The sequence below is a fragment of the Methylobacillus flagellatus KT genome (assembly GCF_000013705.1).
Taxonomy (GTDB): domain Bacteria; phylum Pseudomonadota; class Gammaproteobacteria; order Burkholderiales; family Methylophilaceae; genus Methylobacillus; species Methylobacillus flagellatus.
This window is the reverse complement of the sequence record NC_007947.1, coordinates 2244776-2261495: the sequence shown is the minus strand read 5'-3', so window position 1 is coordinate 2261495 and position 16720 is coordinate 2244776. Positions and strand designations below refer to the sequence as shown.

18 protein-coding genes are annotated in these 16720 nt (G+C 56.1%); 8 read left to right on the top strand and 10 right to left on the bottom strand.

What is annotated here, in order from left to right; translation table 11 throughout:
• The first annotated feature begins 134 nt into the window (after nucleotides 1–134).
• From MFLA_RS10815 to MFLA_RS10805, 3 genes are all read left to right on the top strand, one after another.
• Entirely contained in the window at nucleotides 135–734 is a 600-nt protein-coding gene (locus tag MFLA_RS10815) for a Maf family protein (protein ID WP_011480334.1), read from the top strand.
• Nucleotides 735–790: 56 nt separating this feature from the next.
• On the top strand, nucleotides 791–2242 hold the full coding sequence (rng, locus tag MFLA_RS10810; RefSeq protein WP_011480333.1) for a ribonuclease G: 1452 nt from the start codon (nucleotides 791–793) through the stop codon (nucleotides 2240–2242).
• Nucleotides 2243–2389: 147 nt separating this feature from the next.
• The gene (locus tag MFLA_RS10805) at nucleotides 2390–3112 is read left to right on the top strand and encodes an NADPH-dependent F420 reductase (RefSeq protein WP_011480332.1); all 723 of its coding nucleotides are present in this window, start codon (nucleotides 2390–2392) and stop codon (nucleotides 3110–3112) included.
• A 71-nt stretch (nucleotides 3113–3183) separates the two neighbouring features.
• On the opposite strand, the gene MFLA_RS10800 is transcribed toward MFLA_RS10805, so the two are convergent.
• The 3 genes from MFLA_RS10800 to MFLA_RS10790 are packed head-to-tail and all read right to left on the bottom strand — an operon-like array spanning nucleotide 3184 to nucleotide 5309.
• Entirely contained in the window at nucleotides 3184–3759 is a 576-nt protein-coding gene (locus tag MFLA_RS10800) for a YggT family protein (RefSeq protein ID WP_011480331.1), read from the bottom strand.
• Nucleotides 3760–3795: 36 nt separating this feature from the next.
• Nucleotides 3796–4605 carry a pyrroline-5-carboxylate reductase gene (proC, locus tag MFLA_RS10795; protein WP_011480330.1) on the bottom strand — a complete coding sequence of 270 codons (810 nt, stop codon included), beginning with the start codon at nucleotides 4603–4605 and terminating at the stop codon, nucleotides 3796–3798.
• Complete coding sequence (locus MFLA_RS10790) at nucleotides 4602–5309, bottom strand: YggS family pyridoxal phosphate-dependent enzyme (RefSeq protein ID WP_048811698.1); 708 nt, start codon at nucleotides 5307–5309, stop codon at nucleotides 4602–4604. Before MFLA_RS10790 ends, proC begins: the two co-directional genes overlap by 4 nt.
• 76 nt (nucleotides 5310–5385) lie before the next feature.
• Here MFLA_RS10790 and MFLA_RS10785 point away from each other — a divergent pair, with 76 nt between their 5' ends.
• From MFLA_RS10785 to MFLA_RS10770, 4 genes are all read left to right on the top strand, one after another.
• Complete coding sequence (locus tag MFLA_RS10785) at nucleotides 5386–6429, top strand: type IV pilus twitching motility protein PilT (protein WP_011480328.1); 1044 nt, start codon at nucleotides 5386–5388, stop codon at nucleotides 6427–6429.
• Nucleotides 6430–6448: 19 nt separating this feature from the next.
• On the top strand, nucleotides 6449–7585 hold the full coding sequence (locus MFLA_RS10780) for a PilT/PilU family type 4a pilus ATPase (protein ID WP_011480327.1): 1137 nt from the start codon (nucleotides 6449–6451) through the stop codon (nucleotides 7583–7585).
• Between the two features lie 51 nt (nucleotides 7586–7636).
• Nucleotides 7637–8389, top strand: coding sequence for a TerC family protein (locus MFLA_RS10775; RefSeq protein ID WP_011480326.1), 753 nt, complete (start codon nucleotides 7637–7639; stop codon nucleotides 8387–8389).
• Between the two features lie 188 nt (nucleotides 8390–8577).
• Nucleotides 8578–10029: an acetamidase/formamidase family protein gene (locus MFLA_RS10770; protein WP_011480325.1), complete on the top strand. Its 1452-nt coding sequence runs from the start codon at nucleotides 8578–8580 to the stop codon at nucleotides 10027–10029.
• Nucleotides 10030–10081: 52 nt separating this feature from the next.
• Here the strand turns inward: MFLA_RS10770 and MFLA_RS10765 are convergent, their stop codons facing one another.
• The 7 genes from MFLA_RS10765 to MFLA_RS10735 are packed head-to-tail and all read right to left on the bottom strand — an operon-like array spanning nucleotide 10082 to nucleotide 15606.
• Nucleotides 10082–11356: a dihydroorotase gene (locus MFLA_RS10765; protein WP_011480324.1), complete on the bottom strand. Its 1275-nt coding sequence runs from the start codon at nucleotides 11354–11356 to the stop codon at nucleotides 10082–10084.
• Nucleotides 11353–12306, bottom strand: coding sequence for an aspartate carbamoyltransferase catalytic subunit (locus MFLA_RS10760; RefSeq protein WP_011480323.1), 954 nt, complete (start codon nucleotides 12304–12306; stop codon nucleotides 11353–11355). The genes MFLA_RS10765 and MFLA_RS10760 overlap by 4 nt, the downstream gene beginning before the upstream one ends.
• Nucleotides 12306–12830: a bifunctional pyr operon transcriptional regulator/uracil phosphoribosyltransferase PyrR gene (pyrR, locus tag MFLA_RS10755; protein WP_011480322.1), complete on the bottom strand. Its 525-nt coding sequence runs from the start codon at nucleotides 12828–12830 to the stop codon at nucleotides 12306–12308. Before pyrR ends, MFLA_RS10760 begins: the two co-directional genes overlap by 1 nt.
• The gene (ruvX, locus tag MFLA_RS10750; protein WP_011480321.1) at nucleotides 12827–13267 is read right to left on the bottom strand and encodes a Holliday junction resolvase RuvX; all 441 of its coding nucleotides are present in this window, start codon (nucleotides 13265–13267) and stop codon (nucleotides 12827–12829) included. The genes pyrR and ruvX overlap by 4 nt, the downstream gene beginning before the upstream one ends.
• Entirely contained in the window at nucleotides 13260–13829 is a 570-nt protein-coding gene (locus MFLA_RS10745; RefSeq protein ID WP_011480320.1) for a YqgE/AlgH family protein, read from the bottom strand. The genes ruvX and MFLA_RS10745 overlap by 8 nt, the downstream gene beginning before the upstream one ends.
• A 56-nt stretch (nucleotides 13830–13885) precedes the next feature.
• Entirely contained in the window at nucleotides 13886–14971 is a 1086-nt protein-coding gene (gene ribBA, locus MFLA_RS10740; RefSeq protein WP_011480319.1) for a bifunctional 3,4-dihydroxy-2-butanone-4-phosphate synthase/GTP cyclohydrolase II, read from the bottom strand.
• A 35-nt stretch (nucleotides 14972–15006) separates the two neighbouring features.
• The gene (locus tag MFLA_RS10735) at nucleotides 15007–15606 is read right to left on the bottom strand and encodes a riboflavin synthase (protein ID WP_011480318.1); all 600 of its coding nucleotides are present in this window, start codon (nucleotides 15604–15606) and stop codon (nucleotides 15007–15009) included.
• A gap of 281 nt (nucleotides 15607–15887) precedes the next feature.
• Between MFLA_RS10735 and MFLA_RS10730 the strand changes: the two genes are divergently transcribed.
• Nucleotides 15888–16667 carry a PEP-CTERM sorting domain-containing protein gene (locus MFLA_RS10730; protein ID WP_011480317.1) on the top strand — a complete coding sequence of 260 codons (780 nt, stop codon included), beginning with the start codon at nucleotides 15888–15890 and terminating at the stop codon, nucleotides 16665–16667.
• The last annotated feature ends 53 nt before the right edge of the window (nucleotides 16668–16720 follow it).

The following is a 16720-nucleotide window of genomic DNA, read 5'->3' as shown; positions in this document are numbered from 1 at the left end:
ACAACGTAAACCTATAATTTTACAGCGGGATTGCCTGTGAAGCCAGTATTGCCGTATCCGTATAGCTTTAAGTTTATTGTTCGAGACAGAGGCAATCCGGTAGTATCGTCGCCCAATGACAATCGCTACAGCCCATGGATATCAACATGACACGTATCTATCTTGCATCCAGATCACCTAGGCGTGCCGAGTTGCTGCACCAAATCGGCGTGGCGTTCGTCATCATCCCTTCCGATATAGACGAGTCTGTATATAATGCGGAATTGGCCGAGGATTATGTATTGCGCTTGGCACGTGGCAAGGCGCAGTCCTGCTGCGCCAGGTTGCCAGCCCTGGATATGCCGGTGCTGGCGGCGGATACCACGGTATGCGTTGATGGCAAAATCCTGGGCAAGCCGGAAAGCGACACGGAAGCCTGCGCCATGCTCGCATCCATGTCTGGTCGCTGGCATGAGGTGCATACGGCAATTGCGGTGGCAAGCCGTGACGGTACGGAAGTTGCGTTGTCAACGACACGCGTGAAGATGGCTGCATTGAGCCGTGACGTGATTGCTGCCTATGTGTCCACCGGAGAGCCGCGCGACAAGGCGGGCGCTTACGGTATACAGGGCCTGGGCGGGACACTGATAGAACGTATCGAGGGCAGTTATTCCGGCGTGATGGGATTGCCGTTATTCGAGACGGCGAAGTTGCTGAGGAATTGTGGCGTTGCCATTCCAGGCACGCAGGATTGACTGAACCCAGCCTGGGTTGGCCATGCAGGGATAGAGAATTTGAAAACAAGATACCCATGAGTGAAGAAATACTGATCAACGTCACCCCGCAGGAAACACGAGTCGCGATCGTGGAGCAGGGCGTACTGCAGGAGCTGCACGTAGAGCGTGCCACCTCGCTCGGACTGGTGGGCAACATCTACCGTGGCAAGGTGTGTCGCGTATTGCCCGGGATGCAGTCCGCTTTTGTGGAGATTGGCCTGCAACGCGCCGCCTTTCTGCATGTGGCGGATATTCTGGAGTGCTGCAGCCCAGAGAAAGAGAAAGCCATCCAGGAGGTGTTGCATGAGGGCCAGCCCATCATGGTGCAGGTGATCAAGGAGCCGATCGGCACCAAAGGGGCGCGCCTGACGACGCAGATCAGCATTGCAGGCCGCTTCCTGGTGTACCTGCCGCAACAGCAGCACATCGGGGTATCGCAGCGCATCGAGGACGAGGCCGAGCGTGAACTGCTTCGCGAGCGCCTGCTGCGCCTGCTGCCGGAAAAGCGTGAGGGCGGCTATATCATTCGTACCATGTCGGAAGCGGCAACAGACGAAGAGCTGTTGGCTGATATCGATTACCTGCAAAAGGTCTGGAGCAATATCCAGGCCGCCAGCCATGGGGCTGCCGACCGCTCCCTGGTATTCCAGGACCTGGATCTGCCTATGCGCGTACTGCGGGATGTGGTCAACGACGACACTGAGCGCATTCTGGTGGATTCGCGCGAGACTTATCAAAAACTGCTGGATTTCGCCAGCCACTATGCGGTGGGCGCGGTAAAGCGCATCGAGCTTTACCAAGGTGCGCGCCCATTGTTCGACATGTATAACGTCGAGCACGAGATCAACAAAGCCATGTCGCGCAAGGTAGAGCTCAAGTCTGGTGGTTACTTGATCTTTGACCAGACTGAGGCGCTGACGACCGTGGATGTGAACACGGGCGGCTTTGTCACCGGGCGTAGCCTGTCCGATACCATCTTCAAGACCAACCTAGAGGCCGCGCAATGTATCGCACGCCAGCTGCGCGTGCGCAACCTCGGCGGCATCATCATCATCGACTTCATCGACATGGATGAAGAAGAACAGCAAAGTGCGGTCCTGGCCGAGTTGAAAAAGAATGTGGCCAAGGACAGGGCGCGTACCGGTGTCAATGGATTTTCCACGCTCGGGCTGGTTGAGATGACACGCAAGCGCACGCGGGAAAGCCTCGCCCACCTCCTGTGCGAGCCATGTCCGTCCTGCAAGGGGCGTGGCGAAGTGAAAACCGCGCAGACCATCTGTTATGAGATTTTTCGTGAGCTGCTGCGCAATGCCAAGCAGTTCACCGCCCGCGAGTTCCGTATCCTGGCTGCGCCCAAGGTAATTGAGTTGTTGCTGGACGAGGAGTCGCAGAGCCTGGCCAATCTCTCGGATTTCATTGGCAAGCCGATTTCCCTACAGGCCGAAACGCACTATGCGCAGGAAACATACGATATCGTATTGATGTAGCCTTGGTAGGCGGTTGCGCAAGGCATCCTGATCCATGACTGGCTGCCTCTCATATTCTTTGGCGCAAACTTTACCTTGAGTTTTGTCCTGACCCTGCGATCGGTTTTATACTTGAACACGACCATTTCTTGATCAAGGAGCCATACCATGCGCCACCTATCCCGCCGGCATATTCTGAAACTTGGAGGAGGCTTGGGCCTGTTGGTCGCTTTTCCTTTCATCGGGCATTCTGCCTATGCTGCTGATGGAAAGCCTTTGAAAATCGGCACTATTGGCGCCGGAAACCTCGGTGGCGCGGTCGGTGCTCTATGGGTGAAGGCAGGGCACGAGGTCTTGTTTTCCTCACGCGATCCTTCAAGCCTGAAATCGTTGGTGGAACGATTGGGCCCTAAAGCGCGCGCCGGTACTGTGGAGGAGGCGATTGCATTCGGCGATGCCATTCTGCTGGCCGTGCCTTATGAGGCTTATCCGCAAATCGGTCGTGACTACGGTGCGGCACTCAAGGGCAAGATTGTGCTCGACGCCGGCAACGCTAACCGCAGCTCGCTATACCCAGAGACGCAGGCCAACGGCATAGGCATCACCACGGCTAAATACCTGCCTGGCGCGCGTATCGTGCGCGCCTTCAATGCCGCCAATCATCGGGTGTTTACCGACAATGCGGGTCGCACGCCGCGGATTGCCATTCCGATTGCTGGTGACGACCAAGAGGCGCTGAATGTTGCCAAGGCGCTGATCTCCTCGGCGGGTTTCGATCCACTGGTCGTGGGTGGCTTGAAGGATGCGGACAAGTTTGCCATGGGCACCAACGGTTTTGGACATATCCTGACGGCTGACGAACTGGCAAAAAAGCTCGGCATTGCACATTAATTCTTGCCGGACTTGAAGCCCACACCCAGTAAGCTGTTGATGATGAATTCTAGCTGGTTGGTAACAGCTGGTCAGAACAAGCGCAGCAATTGTTGCTCCATTGGCGTGATGAGCACGATCAGGATCAGCTGTGCGGCAATGAATACCACCAACGGGCTGAGGTCGAAACCGCCGGCGGTAGGGATGCGGTTGCGCAATGGACGCAATAGCGGCCGGGTCAATGCGTCCAACACAGGCGTAATGATGGTGTGGGGATTGATCCAGCTGAGAATGGCCTGCAGCAGGACTGCGTATAGGAAGATATAGATGCTGAGCTTGAGCAGGCCGACAAATGCCAGTCCCAGCAAGGCAATCCAGATGGTGTTATCGGCGACGAGCAGGGGGAAATCGCGTATCCACAACGAGCCTACCTGCAGCAGGAACTGCGCAATGAATGCCAGCAGCAGGGTCGAGGTGTCCAATCCGCCGATGCCCGGGATAAAGCGCCGAACTGGCCTGACGGCGAAGTTGGTCACGGCGACCATGGCCTGAGAAACAGGGTTGTGGAAAGGCGCGCGGGTGAGTTGCAGATAGAAGCGCAGCAGCAAGGCCAGGGTAAACAGGCCGAGGACGGTATGCAGCAGAAACTGCAAGGCGTTGTTGATCATTCGAGCCCCCGGCATGAATTAGTGATGAGCATGTGTTTAGTCCTTTCCTAACTGTTCGCCCAGTTCGCGCGCGCGCTTAGCGGCGGCCTGCGCGGCCTGGATAATGGCTTGTTTGATGCCGGCCTGCTCCATGGAGAGGATTGCGCGCTCGGTGGTGCCGCCCTTGGATGTCACCTGGGCACGCAAGGTGGCGGCGGGCGCATCGCTCTGGCTGGCCAGCTTGCTGGCGCCGAGGAAGGTTTGCAGGCTCAAGGCGCGTGCCTGGTAGGGAGCGAAGCCCAGTTCCAGGGCCGCCTGTTCCAACGCCTCAATGAAATAGAATACATAAGCTGGGCCGCTGCCTGAAATTGCGGTCACTGCATCAATCTTTTGCTCGTCATCGACCCAGAGTGTGCTGCCTGCTGCTGACAACAGCAGGTCAGCCTGCTCGCGTTGCTCGATGCTGACGCCATCCGCCGCATAGAGGCCAGAGATGCCGACCTGTATCTGGGCGGGCGTATTGGGCATGGCACGCACGATGGCGCGGTAGCCGTTCAGCCAACGGCTGAGTGCAGCGCAGGGAATGCCGGCTGCGATCGAGATGACGAGCTGCTGGTTGAGGAAGCTGGCGAGGAATATTGCCAGGTCGCGCAATTGCTGTGGCTTGACGGCCAGCACGATGATGTCGGCATTGGCAACGCTGGGCAAATGCTCGGTGGCATGGATACCGAATTCTTCCGTCAATTGCTCCCGCTTCGCAGCGTCAAGTTCGATGACGCTGATGGTCGCCATGCTGTAGCCTTTTTGCTTCAGGCCGCCGATGATGGCGCGCGCCATGTTGCCGCCGCCGATAAAGCTGATTTTCATATCGATTGTTCTGCGGTTGGTTTGATCCGGGCCCCAAAAATGGCGGAGCCCACCCTCACTATTGTCGCACCCTCTTGAATGGCTGCGGGAAAATCTTCAGACATCCCCATGGATAATGTATCCAAGTCATGTCCCGCCGATTGCAGGCGGTCGTAGATGTTACGCACGGCGCGAAACTGTGACCGTTGCTCCTGCGGATCGTCCGTGGGGGCCGGGATTGCCATCAATCCCCGCAGGCGCAGTTTGGGCAATTGCCTGATATGGTCCGCTAGTGCAATCGCGTCGGCAGCGCTGGTGCCGCTTTTGCTGCTTTCTCCGCTGACATTGACTTGGATGCAGACCTGCAACGCTGTCTGGCCGGGTTCGCGGGCTGCATTGAGCCTGTCTGCAATCTTGGCGCGGTCGACGCTGTGCACCCAGTGGAAGTGCTGGGCGATCGGCTGGGTCTTGTTGCTCTGGATCGGGCCGATGAAGTGCCATTCTATTGCCAGATCCTGCAGTTGTTCCTGCTTGGCGAGCGCTTCCTGCAGGTAGTTTTCGCCAAACTGGCGCTGGCCTGCCAGGAAGAGTTCACGCATGGCGCTGGCAGGGTGCGCCTTGCTCACCGCAAGCAGACTGACGGAATCCGGCGCCCGGCCCGCATCGAGTGCAGCGGCGCGGATACGGGCCTTGATCGCTTGCCAGCGCTTGCCAATTGTGTCCATAATCCGTCCATTCTTCATGATGTGCAAACATCCCGGCACCTGCGTGCCGGGTCTGGAATTATAACAGGAGCCTGTTTTGGATATTTCTGATTTGCTGGCGTTTTCGGTCAAAAACAAGGCTTCCGATTTGCACCTCTCGGCGGGCATGCCGCCATTGATCCGGGTGCATGGCGATGTGCGCAAGATCAACGTGCCGCCGCTGGACCATAGCGCCGTGCACGACATGGTGTACGACATCATGAATGACGGTCAGCGCAAGGTATACGAAGAAACGCTGGAGTGCGATTTTTCCTTCGAGATTCCCAACCTGGCGCGTTTCCGCGTCAATGCCTTCAATCAGAACCGCGGTGCGGGTGCGGTGTTCCGTACCATTCCCTCCAAGGTGCTGACCATGGAGCAGCTCGGCTGTCCTCCCATCTTTCGCGAGATTGCGCAAAATCCGCGCGGCATCGTGTTGGTGACCGGGCCAACCGGCTCCGGTAAATCCACTACGCTGGCGGCGATGATCGACTTCATCAATGAAAACGAGTTTGGTCATATCCTCACCGTGGAAGACCCGATCGAGTTCGTGCATACCTCGAAGAAATGCCTGATCAACCAGCGTGAGGTCGGGCCGCATACCTTGTCATTCTCAAACGCCCTGCGCTCTGCCCTGCGCGAGGACCCGGATGTGATCCTGGTCGGCGAAATGCGCGATCTGGAGACCATCCGCCTGGCACTCAGCGCCGCCGAGACCGGTCACCTGGTGTTCGGCACCCTGCACACCAGTTCCGCAGCCAAGACCATAGACCGTATCGTCGACGTGTTCCCCGCGGCGGAAAAGGAAATGGTGCGGTCCATGTTGTCCGAATCACTGCGTGCCGTGATCTCACAGACCTTGTGCAAGACCAAGGATGAGCAAGGCCGCGTGGCGGCGCACGAAATCATGATCGGTACGCCCGCGATCCGCAACTTGATCCGCGAGAACAAGATCGCGCAGATGTATTCCGCGATCCAGACCGGGCAGAACGTCGGCATGCAGACGCTAGACCAGAACCTGCAGGACCTCGTGCGACGCAATGTCATTTCCCTGGCCGAGGCACGGGCCAAGGCCGCCAATAAAGATGCCTTCGTCGGCTAACCTAGATTAAAGGAATAGCATGGATCAAGGGCAAGCGGAGAAATTTGTATTTGATCTGTTGCGGTTGATGCTGGGTAAGAAGGCATCCGACCTCTTCATTACGGCCGCCTATCCGCCCGCGATGAAGATTGACGGCAGGATGACACCAGTGACGCAGCAGGCATTGACGCCGCAACAGGTGCGCGAGATCGCTCGCGCCATCATGAATGACAAGCAGGCAGCAGAGTTCGAAGCGACGCGTGAGTGCAATTTTGCCATCGGCTTGCCCGGCGTGGCGCGTTTCCGCGTTAATGCCTTTGTGCAGCGTGGCAGCGTGGGCATGGTGTTCCGCACCATTACCACCAAGATTCCTCGCCTCGAAGAGCTTGGGCTGCCTGAAGTGCTCAAGGATGTGGCACAGTCCAAGCGGGGGCTGGTGATCTTCGTCGGCGGCACCGGTTCAGGGAAATCGACGTCGCTCGCGGCCATGGTCGGTTACCGCAACGAAAACAGCCATGGCCACATCATCACCATCGAAGACCCGATCGAGTTTGTGCATGAGCACAAGAACTGCATCATCACTCAGCGCGAGGTCGGTGTCGACACCGATAATTGGCATATCGCGCTCAAGAATACCTTGCGCCAGGCGCCCGACGTGATCCTCATCGGCGAGATCCGCGACCGAGAAACCATGGATTACGCGATTGCCTTCGCCGAGACCGGCCACCTGTGTATGGCAACGCTGCATGCCAACAGCACTAACCAGGCATTGGACCGCATCATCAACTTTTTCCCGGAAGAGCGGCGGCACCAACTGCTGATGGATTTGTCGCTCAATGTGAAGGCTTTTGTCTCCCAACGCCTGATAGCGCGTCAAGATGGCAAGGGGAGGGTGGCTGCCACGGAAATCATGATCAATTCCCCGTTGATTTCCGACCTGATCTTCAAGGGAGACGTGCACGAAATCAAGGAAATCATTGCCAAATCGCGAGAGCTGGGCATGCAGACGTTTGACCAGTCGTTGTTTGACTTGCACGAGGCAGGACTCATCACCTACGAGGATGCACTGCGTAATGCCGACTCGGTCAATGACCTCAGGCTCAGGATCAAGCTGGAAGGCAAGGATGCAAAAGACCGGGATCTTTCTGCAGGGCTGGATAGTCTGGGTATAGTGTGACGTACTGGCACCGGTAGGGTTGACGTACGATTTCTTTTCTGGAGCTCAAGCATGATTGAATGGTTGGCAAGCCCTGAAGCCTGGATAGCACTTGCAACGCTAACCGCCCTGGAAATCGTCCTGGGCATAGACAATATCATTTTTATCTCCATCCTGGTCGGGCGCCTGCCAGAAAAGCAGCGCAATACTGCCAGGCGGTTGGGGTTGAGCCTGGCGATGATCGCGCGTTTAGCCCTGCTGTTTTCCATTTCCTGGGTCATGGGTTTGACCGAGCCTTGGTTCGAGATTGCCGGGGTGGAAATATCAGGCCGTGACATGATCCTTATAGGCGGCGGCTTATTCCTGCTTGCCAAGGCCACGCATGAAATTCATAACAGCCTTGAAGGTGTCGATGGTCATCACGAAGGCAATGTCGCCGTGGCCAACATGGGAATGGTGCTAGTGCAGATCGCCGTGCTGGATATCGTCTTTTCACTGGATTCCGTGATTACGGCGGTCGGGCTAGCTGATCACGTAGGCATCATGGCAACCGCCATCATTATTGCTGTAGGTGTCATGCTGTTTGCCGCCAAGTCTATAGGTGAGTTTGTCGATGGGCATCCTACAATCAAGATTCTCGCCTTGTCCTTCCTGATCTTGGTGGGTGTCACCCTGATGGTGGAGGGCTTTGATGTACATGTTCCCAAGGGCTATATCTATTTTGCCATGGCATTCTCTGTGGCAGTGGAAATGCTCAATATCCGCATGCGTAAGCGGCTCAGCCAAAGGAGGCCAGTGAAGTTACGCAAGAAGCCGTTGGAGTGATCTCATGGTGGGCAGAGATGTGCCAATATGGTGCATCATGGGAGAGGATAGTGCGTAGCATGGTCGTCTCCTAACACAACGTTTTTGTATCATGTGATTGATATCAAAAAACTTTTAAACATACACTCAGTTGGCCCTTTAATTGCTTTGATGCCTAACGATATTTTCAATCGTGATGGAGTCAATCAATGAGTGATCATGTATGTCAAGAAGGATGCCGCCACCATTCGCATGGAGAGGACAGTCCGGAAATCCAGCAAGAGTTTCAGGAAGGACGTCGCGACTTCATGCGTGACTTTGCCGTGGGCGGGGTGCTGGCTTCTGCTGCAAGTCTGGGTATCAGCTCGAGTGCATTTGGCCAAACCATGCCGAAGACTGGCTTGACTTCCGGTCATGCCACGCATTACTACATTCCCGCCAGTGACAAGACTGTCAGCTGGGGATTCTTCAGCAAGTCGCTCAAGCCAGTGGTGGAGCTGGAATCGGGCGATTTCGCGACCATCGAGACCTTGACCCACCACTCAAATGACGACGCGTCTCTCATGGTCAAGGGGGATCCCGGTGCCGAGAGTGTCTTCTATTGGGACAGCAAGCGCAAAAATGTTGACCGACGAGGCATGGGGCCGATGGATCACAAGCTTGGCGCTGGTGGCGGGATGGGCGTGCATATTTTAACCGGGCCGGTTGCGATCAAGGGTGCCGAGCCTGGAGACGTGTTGGAAGTGCGCATCGTCGATGTCGCCTTGCGTCCGAGCGCCAACCCCGAATTCAAGGGCAAGACATTTGGCTCCAATGTAGCTGCGAATTGGGGGTTCCACTACAACGAACTGATCGAGGAACCAAAAAAGCGCGAAGTCGTAACGATTTACGAGCTCGATGCTACTGGCGAGCGCAATTGGGCGCGGGCTTTTTATAATTATCGCTGGACGCCACAGAAGGATCCTTTTGGCGTTGTGCACCCTATCGTTGATTATCCCGGGGTGCCTGTTGACCATAGCACCATCAGCAAGAACTACAATGTGCTGAAGAATATCCGGGTGCCGGTGCGGCCGCACTTCGGCACCATGGGGTTGGCGCCAAAGGAAGCGGATTTGGTCAACTCCGTTCCGCCTAGCCATTTTGGGGGCAATATCGACAATTGGCGCATTGGCAAGGGTGCCACCATGTACTATCCGGTTTCCGTGGCAGGCGGCTTGTTTTCCGTGGGAGATCCTCACGCCTCGCAAGGCGATTCTGAAATGTGCGGTACGGCGATTGAATGTTCATTGACCGGGACATTCCAGTTCATTCTGCATAAGAAGGCGGATTTGCCGGGCACTCCGCTTGCAGACCTGCAATACCCGCTGCTGGAAACCCAGGATGAATGGGTGTTGCATGGCTTCAGTTATGCAAATTACTTAGCGGAGCTGGGCCCTGATGCGCAAAACAGCATTTTCTCCAAATCCTCACTGGATTTGGCACTGAAGGATGCTTTCCGCAAGATGCGGCATTTCCTCATGCAAACGCAGAACTTGACCGAAGATGAAGCAGTCTCGTTGATGTCGATCGGGGTGGATTTCGGTATCACCCAAGTGGTCGATGGCAACTGGGGCGTTCACGCCGTAGTGAAAAAAGGCATCTTCCCTGGACGCGACGTCTAGGCTGGAGGATTGGGCAGGCCCGTAATGGGAGTTTTATGGGCCTGCAGTCCAGTTAGCTACGGTAGGCAATACCGCCGTTGACGATGGTGTACCTTACCTTGCCGGCCAGCTCCAATCCATTGAGTGGAGTGTTCTTACCCTGGCTGCGCAGGTTGGCGGCGGTCACTTTCCAATATTGAGCCGGATCGAAAATACAGATATCCGCTGCGGCATTCAAGCCCAAATGGCCTTTCGCTATGCCTAATATATTGGCTGGCGTACTGGTGATGCGTGCCAATGCTTCGACCAGTGCCACCTTCTGCTCTTCTGCCCATTTCAGGGTGAGGGGTAACAATAGTTCTAAACCTGTTGCGCCGGCCTCGGCTTCGCCAAACGGTACCAGTTTCGCATCGTCATCTACAGGTGCATGGTCGGAGCAGACGAGGTCTATCGTGCCGTCAGCCAACCCTTGACGCAGGGCATCGCGGTCACGTTGGCTGCGCAAGGGTGGGCGCAGGTGGCAATTGGCATCAAAGAAGCCGATGTCATGCTCGGTGAGATGCAGGTGGTGGGCGCTGACATCACTGCTGATATGTAATCCTTGCTGCTTGGCTTCCCTGACCATGGCAACGCCTTCGGCGCTGGAGAGCCGGCACAAGTGCACCTTGGCACCGGTTTCCCGCACGATGTGCAGGATGGTGGCGAGGGCCAGGGTTTCTGCTGCCACAGGAATTGTCTTGAGCCCCAGGCGCGCGGCAACTTCTCCATCGTGGGCGACGCCGCCCTGGGCAAGATAAGGCTCCTGCGGGCGCAACCAGACGGTAAAGCCAAACGTGGCGGCGTACTGCAGGGCACGCCACAGTACCAGTGTATCCATGATCGGTTCGTCCGCCTGCGAAAAGCCGACGCAGCCTGCATCAGTGAGTTCGCTCATTTCCGTGAGCTGTTTTCCGGCTAGTTGGCGCGTGAGTGCGCCCAGCGGATGCACATTGCTCAAATGCAGTTGCTTGGCACGGTGCCTTAGCATTTCGACCAGGCCGGACTCGTCGAGCACAGGATCGGTATCCGGCGGGCAGGCAAGACTGGTGACACCGCCTGCTACGGCAGCATGGAGTTCGCTCTTCAGTGATGCCTTGTATTCGTTGCCGGGTTCACGGAGGCGCGCAGAGACGTCTACCAAACCTGGACAGACAATCAATCCGCTGGCATCGATCACCTCGTTAGGCATGAAGTCATCTGGTGCGTGATCAATGCCGACAACTTTGCCATTGCTGACGTAAAGATCTTGTACCGCATCGACGCGGTGCCTGGGGTCGATCAGCCGGCCCTGCTTGATAAGGATGTTCATTCGGAGTTTCCTGCGAGGATGCTCATGACGGCCATGCGAACTGCAATGCCATAGGTAACCTGGGGAAGAATCACGGATTGTTTGCCATCAGCCACGGCGGAGTCAATCTCTACGCCGCGGTTCATGGGGCCTGGATGCATGACGATGGCATCCGGCTTCGCAAAGGCAAGTTTCTCCGGCGTGAGCCCGTAGCACTTGAAATATTCCTGGGCACTGGGCAGCAGGGAGCCATTCATGCGTTCGTTCTGCAAGCGCAGCATCATGACGACATCAATATCCTTTAACCCTTCACGCATATCGTGGTAGACGTGCACGCCCAGTTTTTCCACGTGCTGCGGTAACAAGGTCTTGGGCGCGATGACGCGAACCTCGGGCACGCCTAGGGTAGTGAGCGCATGAATTTCCGAACGCGCGACACGGGAGTGCAGCACATCGCCGACCACGGCCACGCGCAGGTTATGCATGTCCGGCTTATAACGGCGGATGGTGAATACGTCGAGTAAACCCTGGGTAGGGTGGGCGTGGCGGCCATCTCCCGCATTGATGACATGGATATGCGGAGCCACATGGCGGGCAATGAAATGAGCGGCGCCTGATTCGGCATGGCGTACCACGAACATGTCGGCATGCATGGCGGTCAGGTTGTCAATGGTGTCGAGAATGGTCTCACCCTTGGATTGCGAGGAAGTGCTCACATTGAGGGTGATGACATCTGCGGAGAGGCGTTTGGCTGCAATTTCGAATGTCGTCCGGGTGCGTGTGCTGTTCTCGAAGAAAATATTGCAGACGGTCTTGCCACGCAGCAATGGTACTTTTTTAACCTCACGCTCGGCCACGCCGACGAAGGACTCGGCAGTATCCAGTATCTGGTTGAGGATGGCGCGGGGCAGGCCTTCAGTCGTAAGCAGATGCTTGAGTTTTCCATCCTTGGTCAATTGAGGGTTATGCATCAGGCGCTGGCCTCCAGGCTGAAATGGAGTTGATGATGTTCGTCGCGCGATAATTGCAGTTTCTGGTGGAGTGGGATATCCAATTGCAGTGCAGCAACCTGGGGACAGATCGGCAACTCGCGACCGCCGCGGTCTACCAGCACGGCAAGGCTGATGCTGGCCGGCCTGCCGTAATCGAACAGTTCGTTCATGGCGGCGCGGATAGTGCGCCCGGTGTAGAACACATCGTCGAGAAGGATGATATGGCGTTCTTCCACGTCAAACGGGATTTGCGAGGGGCGTGTTTCTGCATGTAGGCCGCGCTGGTTGTAATCGTCCCGGTAGAATGAGCTGTCGAGGGTGCCGAACTCCAGTGAGCATTGGGGATGGGCTGCCTGTAGCCGGGGGAACAGGCGTTCCGCAATCCATGCGCCGCCGCTGTGGATGCCGACGATCGCGGTTTTCGGATGGATGAAAGGCGAAAGTTTCTGTTCCAGTATCAGGAGCAGGTCTTCCGCATTGGGTAAGGGGATATTCGTTGTCATGAGGCAAGTCCGTCAAAATAGGATTGCAGTATGTGCTGGGCTGCGACCTGGTCCAGCACGGATTTCTGCTTGCGTCCGCTGATGCCGCTTTGCTTGAGGGTCTGGCTAGCCTCCGCAGAGCTCAGCCGCTCATCGACTAATTGCACGGGAAGATTGAAGCGGCCTTCCAGGCGGCGGGCGAACTTGCGGCAAAGCTGGGTCAGTGCGTGCTCATCTCCATTGAGGTAGCTAGGCAGGCCGACCACTAGCATCTCGGGCTGCCATTCCTCGATCAGCCCGGCAATGGCGGCAAAGCGTTTGTCATTCGCCTCTGCATCAATGGTTACAAGCGGATGAGCAATGCCGAGCAGATGTTCGCCTATCGCCACACCAATACGTTTCTCGCCGAAATCGAAGCCCAATACGCAACCTCTTGAGCTGGCTGCGGGCTCAGGCATGGCCTGCTTCCTCTGCAAAGCGGGCAAAGTCAAGTCCCAGCAATGCCATGGTGGCTTGCACTTTTTCCTCTGCAGGCAGGCCAAACAACAAGCGATGACGCTGCTCTGGGGTCGCCTCGACCGTCAGCCAGGCGTTATGGGCCAGCTCCTGCTCGAGTTGGCCTGAAGACCAGCCGGCATAACCCAGGCTGATCAGGAAGTGGTGCGGGCCGTGGCCTTCTGCAATGGCCTGCAAGATATCCTTGGATGTGGTGAGGCCGATCTCTTCATCAATGCGCAGGGTCGAGTCCCATTCCTGCAGCGGTTGATGAAGGACAAAGCCACGATCCAGTTGCACGGGGCCGCCAAAATAGATGGGTTTGTCCGTCAGCGCGCCGGCAAGTGGCAGGTTCAATTGCTTGAACAAGTCCTGCAGCGTCATGTTGATAGGGCGGTTGATGACAATGCCCATGGCGCCATCGGCATTGTGCTCGCAGATGAACGTCACAGACTTTGCAAAATAGGGGTCAGTCATGGCAGGCATGGCAACCAGAAACTGACCGGTGAGATTAACGTTTTCCACGGCGTGATTATCTCACATAACGATGCTCATATCATGGCCCGCATCAGCCGGCCAGGTCAGGGTGCCTCGACATAACCAGTGATTTCCAGGCCAAAGCCTACGATGCTCGGCATTTTGCGCGGGGCAGCCAGCAGCTTCATTTTCCTGACACCGAGATCCAGCAGGATTTGGGAGCCTATGCCATAGTTGCGCAAGTCCTGGCGAATCCGTACCGGCTCATCGGCAAACTTGATCCGCTCCACCAAGTCTTCCGCGCCTTCCCCATTGTGCAACAGGATCACGATGCCAGCCTCGGCCTCTTGGATTTTTCGCATTGCCTGCAACGTGTTCCAAGAATGTGAGCGACTGCTTTCATCAATGAGGTCAAAGACGGAAAGCGGCTCGTGAACGCGGACCAGTACTTCCTTGTCGGGCGTGATTTCTCCCTTTACCAGCGCGAGATGGGTTTCCTTGGCAATCATGTCGGCATAGGCAATCAGGCGCATTGGACCGTAGGGGGTGATCACGTCACGCTCTGCGGCACGCTTGACCAGGCATTCGTGTTCGTTGCGGTATTGGATCAGGTCGGCGATGGTACCGATCTTGAGGTTGTGTTGTTTGGCGAACTCAATCAAGTCCGGCAGCCTTGCCATGCTGCCGTCCTCCTTCAGGATTTCGCAAATAACGGACGCAGGAGTGAGGCCGGCCAGCGCAGCAAGGTCGCACCCGGCCTCGGTATGACCAGCCCGTACCAATACGCCGCCATTCTGGGCAGCTACCGGGAAAATATGGCCGGGACTGACGATGTCGGTTGGTTTTGCGTTCGGGGCGACTGCCGCCTGAATCGTCCTTGCACGGTCGCTGGCGGAAATACCTGTCGTGACGCCAGTGGCAGCTTCTATGGATACCGTGAAGTTGGTGCCCATTCCGCTGCCATTCTTTTGCACCATTGCTGGCAGGTTGAGCTGTTTGCAGCGCTCTTCCGTCAGGGTCAGGCAGATCAGTCCGCGGCCATGCTTGGCCATGAAGTTGATATGTTCGGCAGTCGTGAACTGGGCGGCGAGCACGAGGTCCCCCTCGTTTTCGCGGTCTTCCTCGTCAACGAGGATGACCATGCGTCCCTGACGCATTTCTTCGATGATTTCTATGGTTGGGCTGATCATGATGTACGTGAAAAATGGGTGCAGAGGTGGAAGATTCAGGCTGGGGTATCGTCCCACTGTGCCATGCGTTCTACATAACGGGCAATGAGGTCCACTTCGAGATTGACACGGCTGCCCACGCCCAGGTTCTTCAATGTGGTTACTTCCATGGTGTGCGGAATGAGGTTGACGCTGAAGTCGTCACCATCGACATGGTTCACAGTCAAGCTGACACCGTCGATCGTGACGGAGCCCTTGACCGCGATATAGCGTGACAATGCGTGTGGCGCTCGCACGATCAGCAACATGCTCTCTCCGACTGGCTCGAAACGGATGACCTGGCCTACGCCGTCCACGTGCCCACTGACAAGGTGGCCGCCCAGCCGGTCAGAAAGCCGTAATGCTTTTTCCAGATTGACCTGGCGCAGTGTATCCAGACCGACCGTGCATGACAGGGTTTCCTTGGAAACATCTGCTTCAAACGAATGAGGCCCCAGAGCAATGGCAGTCAGGCATACGCCATTCACTGCAATGCTGTCGCCGATCGCGACGTCATGCAGGTCAAGATCGCCAGTATCGATGACCAGCCTAGCATCGCCGTCATGGGGTGTTATGGTCTTGATATGGCCCTGAGCCTGGATAATCCCGGTAAACATAGCATGGATTCTAGCAGAGGCACGGCATATATTGGCGGAATTTTGTTTGGGAGCTAAACGCTTGACCTGGGTGAGCTTGAGCTCGCCAAGACTCAATGAAATGCTTGATAAGGTTGAGGTTAGTCCAATGGGACTAATTAGTCCAGACGTACTAAATGCAAAAAATGAAATGGCCCGTATACTGCGATCCAGTATTGAGCGGGGCCAATAAGCCCTTGTCCAGATCCAAGACGACTGTGTTCAAGTGCGAAAACAGTCAACGTTAGAAAAGGGGTTGTAAGATGTTGAATTTTAAGGGGATGATAGTAACTTCGTTGCTCGTTGGCGCATCGATGATCAGTCAGGCTGCACTGGCGGCGCCCTCTGCCGGCGTAAAGGCGACGCTCACCGGGTATGAGTTTTCCAGCAAGAAGGATGTGGTTGATGTCAATGTCGACCTCAAAGGCAAAGGCTTATTTGGTTGGTGGGGGGGCGCATCGGGTGATGTTGCTGCAGGGGCGTATTCCGGTACCTGGGACAATGGGGATTCTTTTGCTGCGTTCTGCGTCGAACTGACTCAGGGCTTTCGGGCGTTCGGCAAATCCGCGACCTATACTGAAGGCACTTTCAGTGCCACTGTGGAAAGCAACCTGACCAACCTGGCCAACAAGTATTATTCCTTTGTTGATGACGCGATTTCTTCTGCAGCTTTCCAAGTGGCTGTATGGGAAATCGTGTATGAAAAAGACGATGGTTTGAATCTAGGCAAGGATAAGTTTCAAGCTGAACCTACAAAAGAATGGCACGGTAAATTCATGTTTGGCAAATGGGTAACCGACCCAGACTCCAAAGCAGCGATTGACCTTGCCAAGACCTGGCTTGCTGGCGTCAACGATGACAGCGTGGTGGCTACCGGCGATTATGCATTGACCTATCTCCAGAACAAGAAATACCAAGATCTGGTTGTGTTTACCGCAGTCGCGGCGGTACCTGAGCCAGCGACATACGGCATGTTGCTACTTGGCATGGGCGTGGTGGCATTTGTTGCACGCCGTCGTCGTGGTCATACCATCCGCTTCTAAGCAACACTTGATATGAGTGAATAGCCCTTCCAGTTTGGAAGGGCTTTTTTATT

Excerpts from the sequence above, each read along its gene's own strand:
- MFLA_RS10770 (WP_011480325.1), top strand. The coding sequence starts at position 8,578 with ATGAGTGATCATGTATGTCAAGAAGGATGCCGCCACCATTCGCATGGA.
- MFLA_RS10780 (WP_011480327.1), top strand. The coding sequence starts at position 6,449 with ATGGATCAAGGGCAAGCGGAGAAATTTGTATTTGATCTGTTGCGGTTG.
- MFLA_RS10775 (WP_011480326.1), top strand. The coding sequence starts at position 7,637 with ATGATTGAATGGTTGGCAAGCCCTGAAGCCTGGATAGCACTTGCAACG.
- pyrR (WP_011480322.1), bottom strand. The coding sequence starts at position 12,830 with ATGACAACGAATATCCCCTTACCCAATGCGGAAGACCTGCTCCTGATA.
- MFLA_RS10730 (WP_011480317.1), top strand. The coding sequence starts at position 15,888 with ATGTTGAATTTTAAGGGGATGATAGTAACTTCGTTGCTCGTTGGCGCA.
- MFLA_RS10765 (WP_011480324.1), bottom strand. The coding sequence starts at position 11,356 with ATGAACATCCTTATCAAGCAGGGCCGGCTGATCGACCCCAGGCACCGC.
- MFLA_RS10800 (WP_011480331.1), bottom strand. The coding sequence starts at position 3,759 with ATGATCAACAACGCCTTGCAGTTTCTGCTGCATACCGTCCTCGGCCTG.
- proC (WP_011480330.1), bottom strand. The coding sequence starts at position 4,605 with ATGAAAATCAGCTTTATCGGCGGCGGCAACATGGCGCGCGCCATCATC.
- MFLA_RS10735 (WP_011480318.1), bottom strand. The coding sequence starts at position 15,606 with ATGTTTACCGGGATTATCCAGGCTCAGGGCCATATCAAGACCATAACA.
- MFLA_RS10805 (WP_011480332.1), top strand. The coding sequence starts at position 2,390 with ATGCGCCACCTATCCCGCCGGCATATTCTGAAACTTGGAGGAGGCTTG.
- MFLA_RS10815 (WP_011480334.1), top strand. The coding sequence starts at position 135 with ATGGATATCAACATGACACGTATCTATCTTGCATCCAGATCACCTAGG.
- ribBA (WP_011480319.1), bottom strand. The coding sequence starts at position 14,971 with ATGATCAGCCCAACCATAGAAATCATCGAAGAAATGCGTCAGGGACGC.
- ruvX (WP_011480321.1), bottom strand. The coding sequence starts at position 13,267 with ATGCCTGAGCCCGCAGCCAGCTCAAGAGGTTGCGTATTGGGCTTCGAT.
- MFLA_RS10790 (WP_048811698.1), bottom strand. The coding sequence starts at position 5,309 with ATGGACACAATTGGCAAGCGCTGGCAAGCGATCAAGGCCCGTATCCGC.
- rng (WP_011480333.1), top strand. The coding sequence starts at position 791 with ATGAGTGAAGAAATACTGATCAACGTCACCCCGCAGGAAACACGAGTC.
- MFLA_RS10760 (WP_011480323.1), bottom strand. The coding sequence starts at position 12,306 with ATGCATAACCCTCAATTGACCAAGGATGGAAAACTCAAGCATCTGCTT.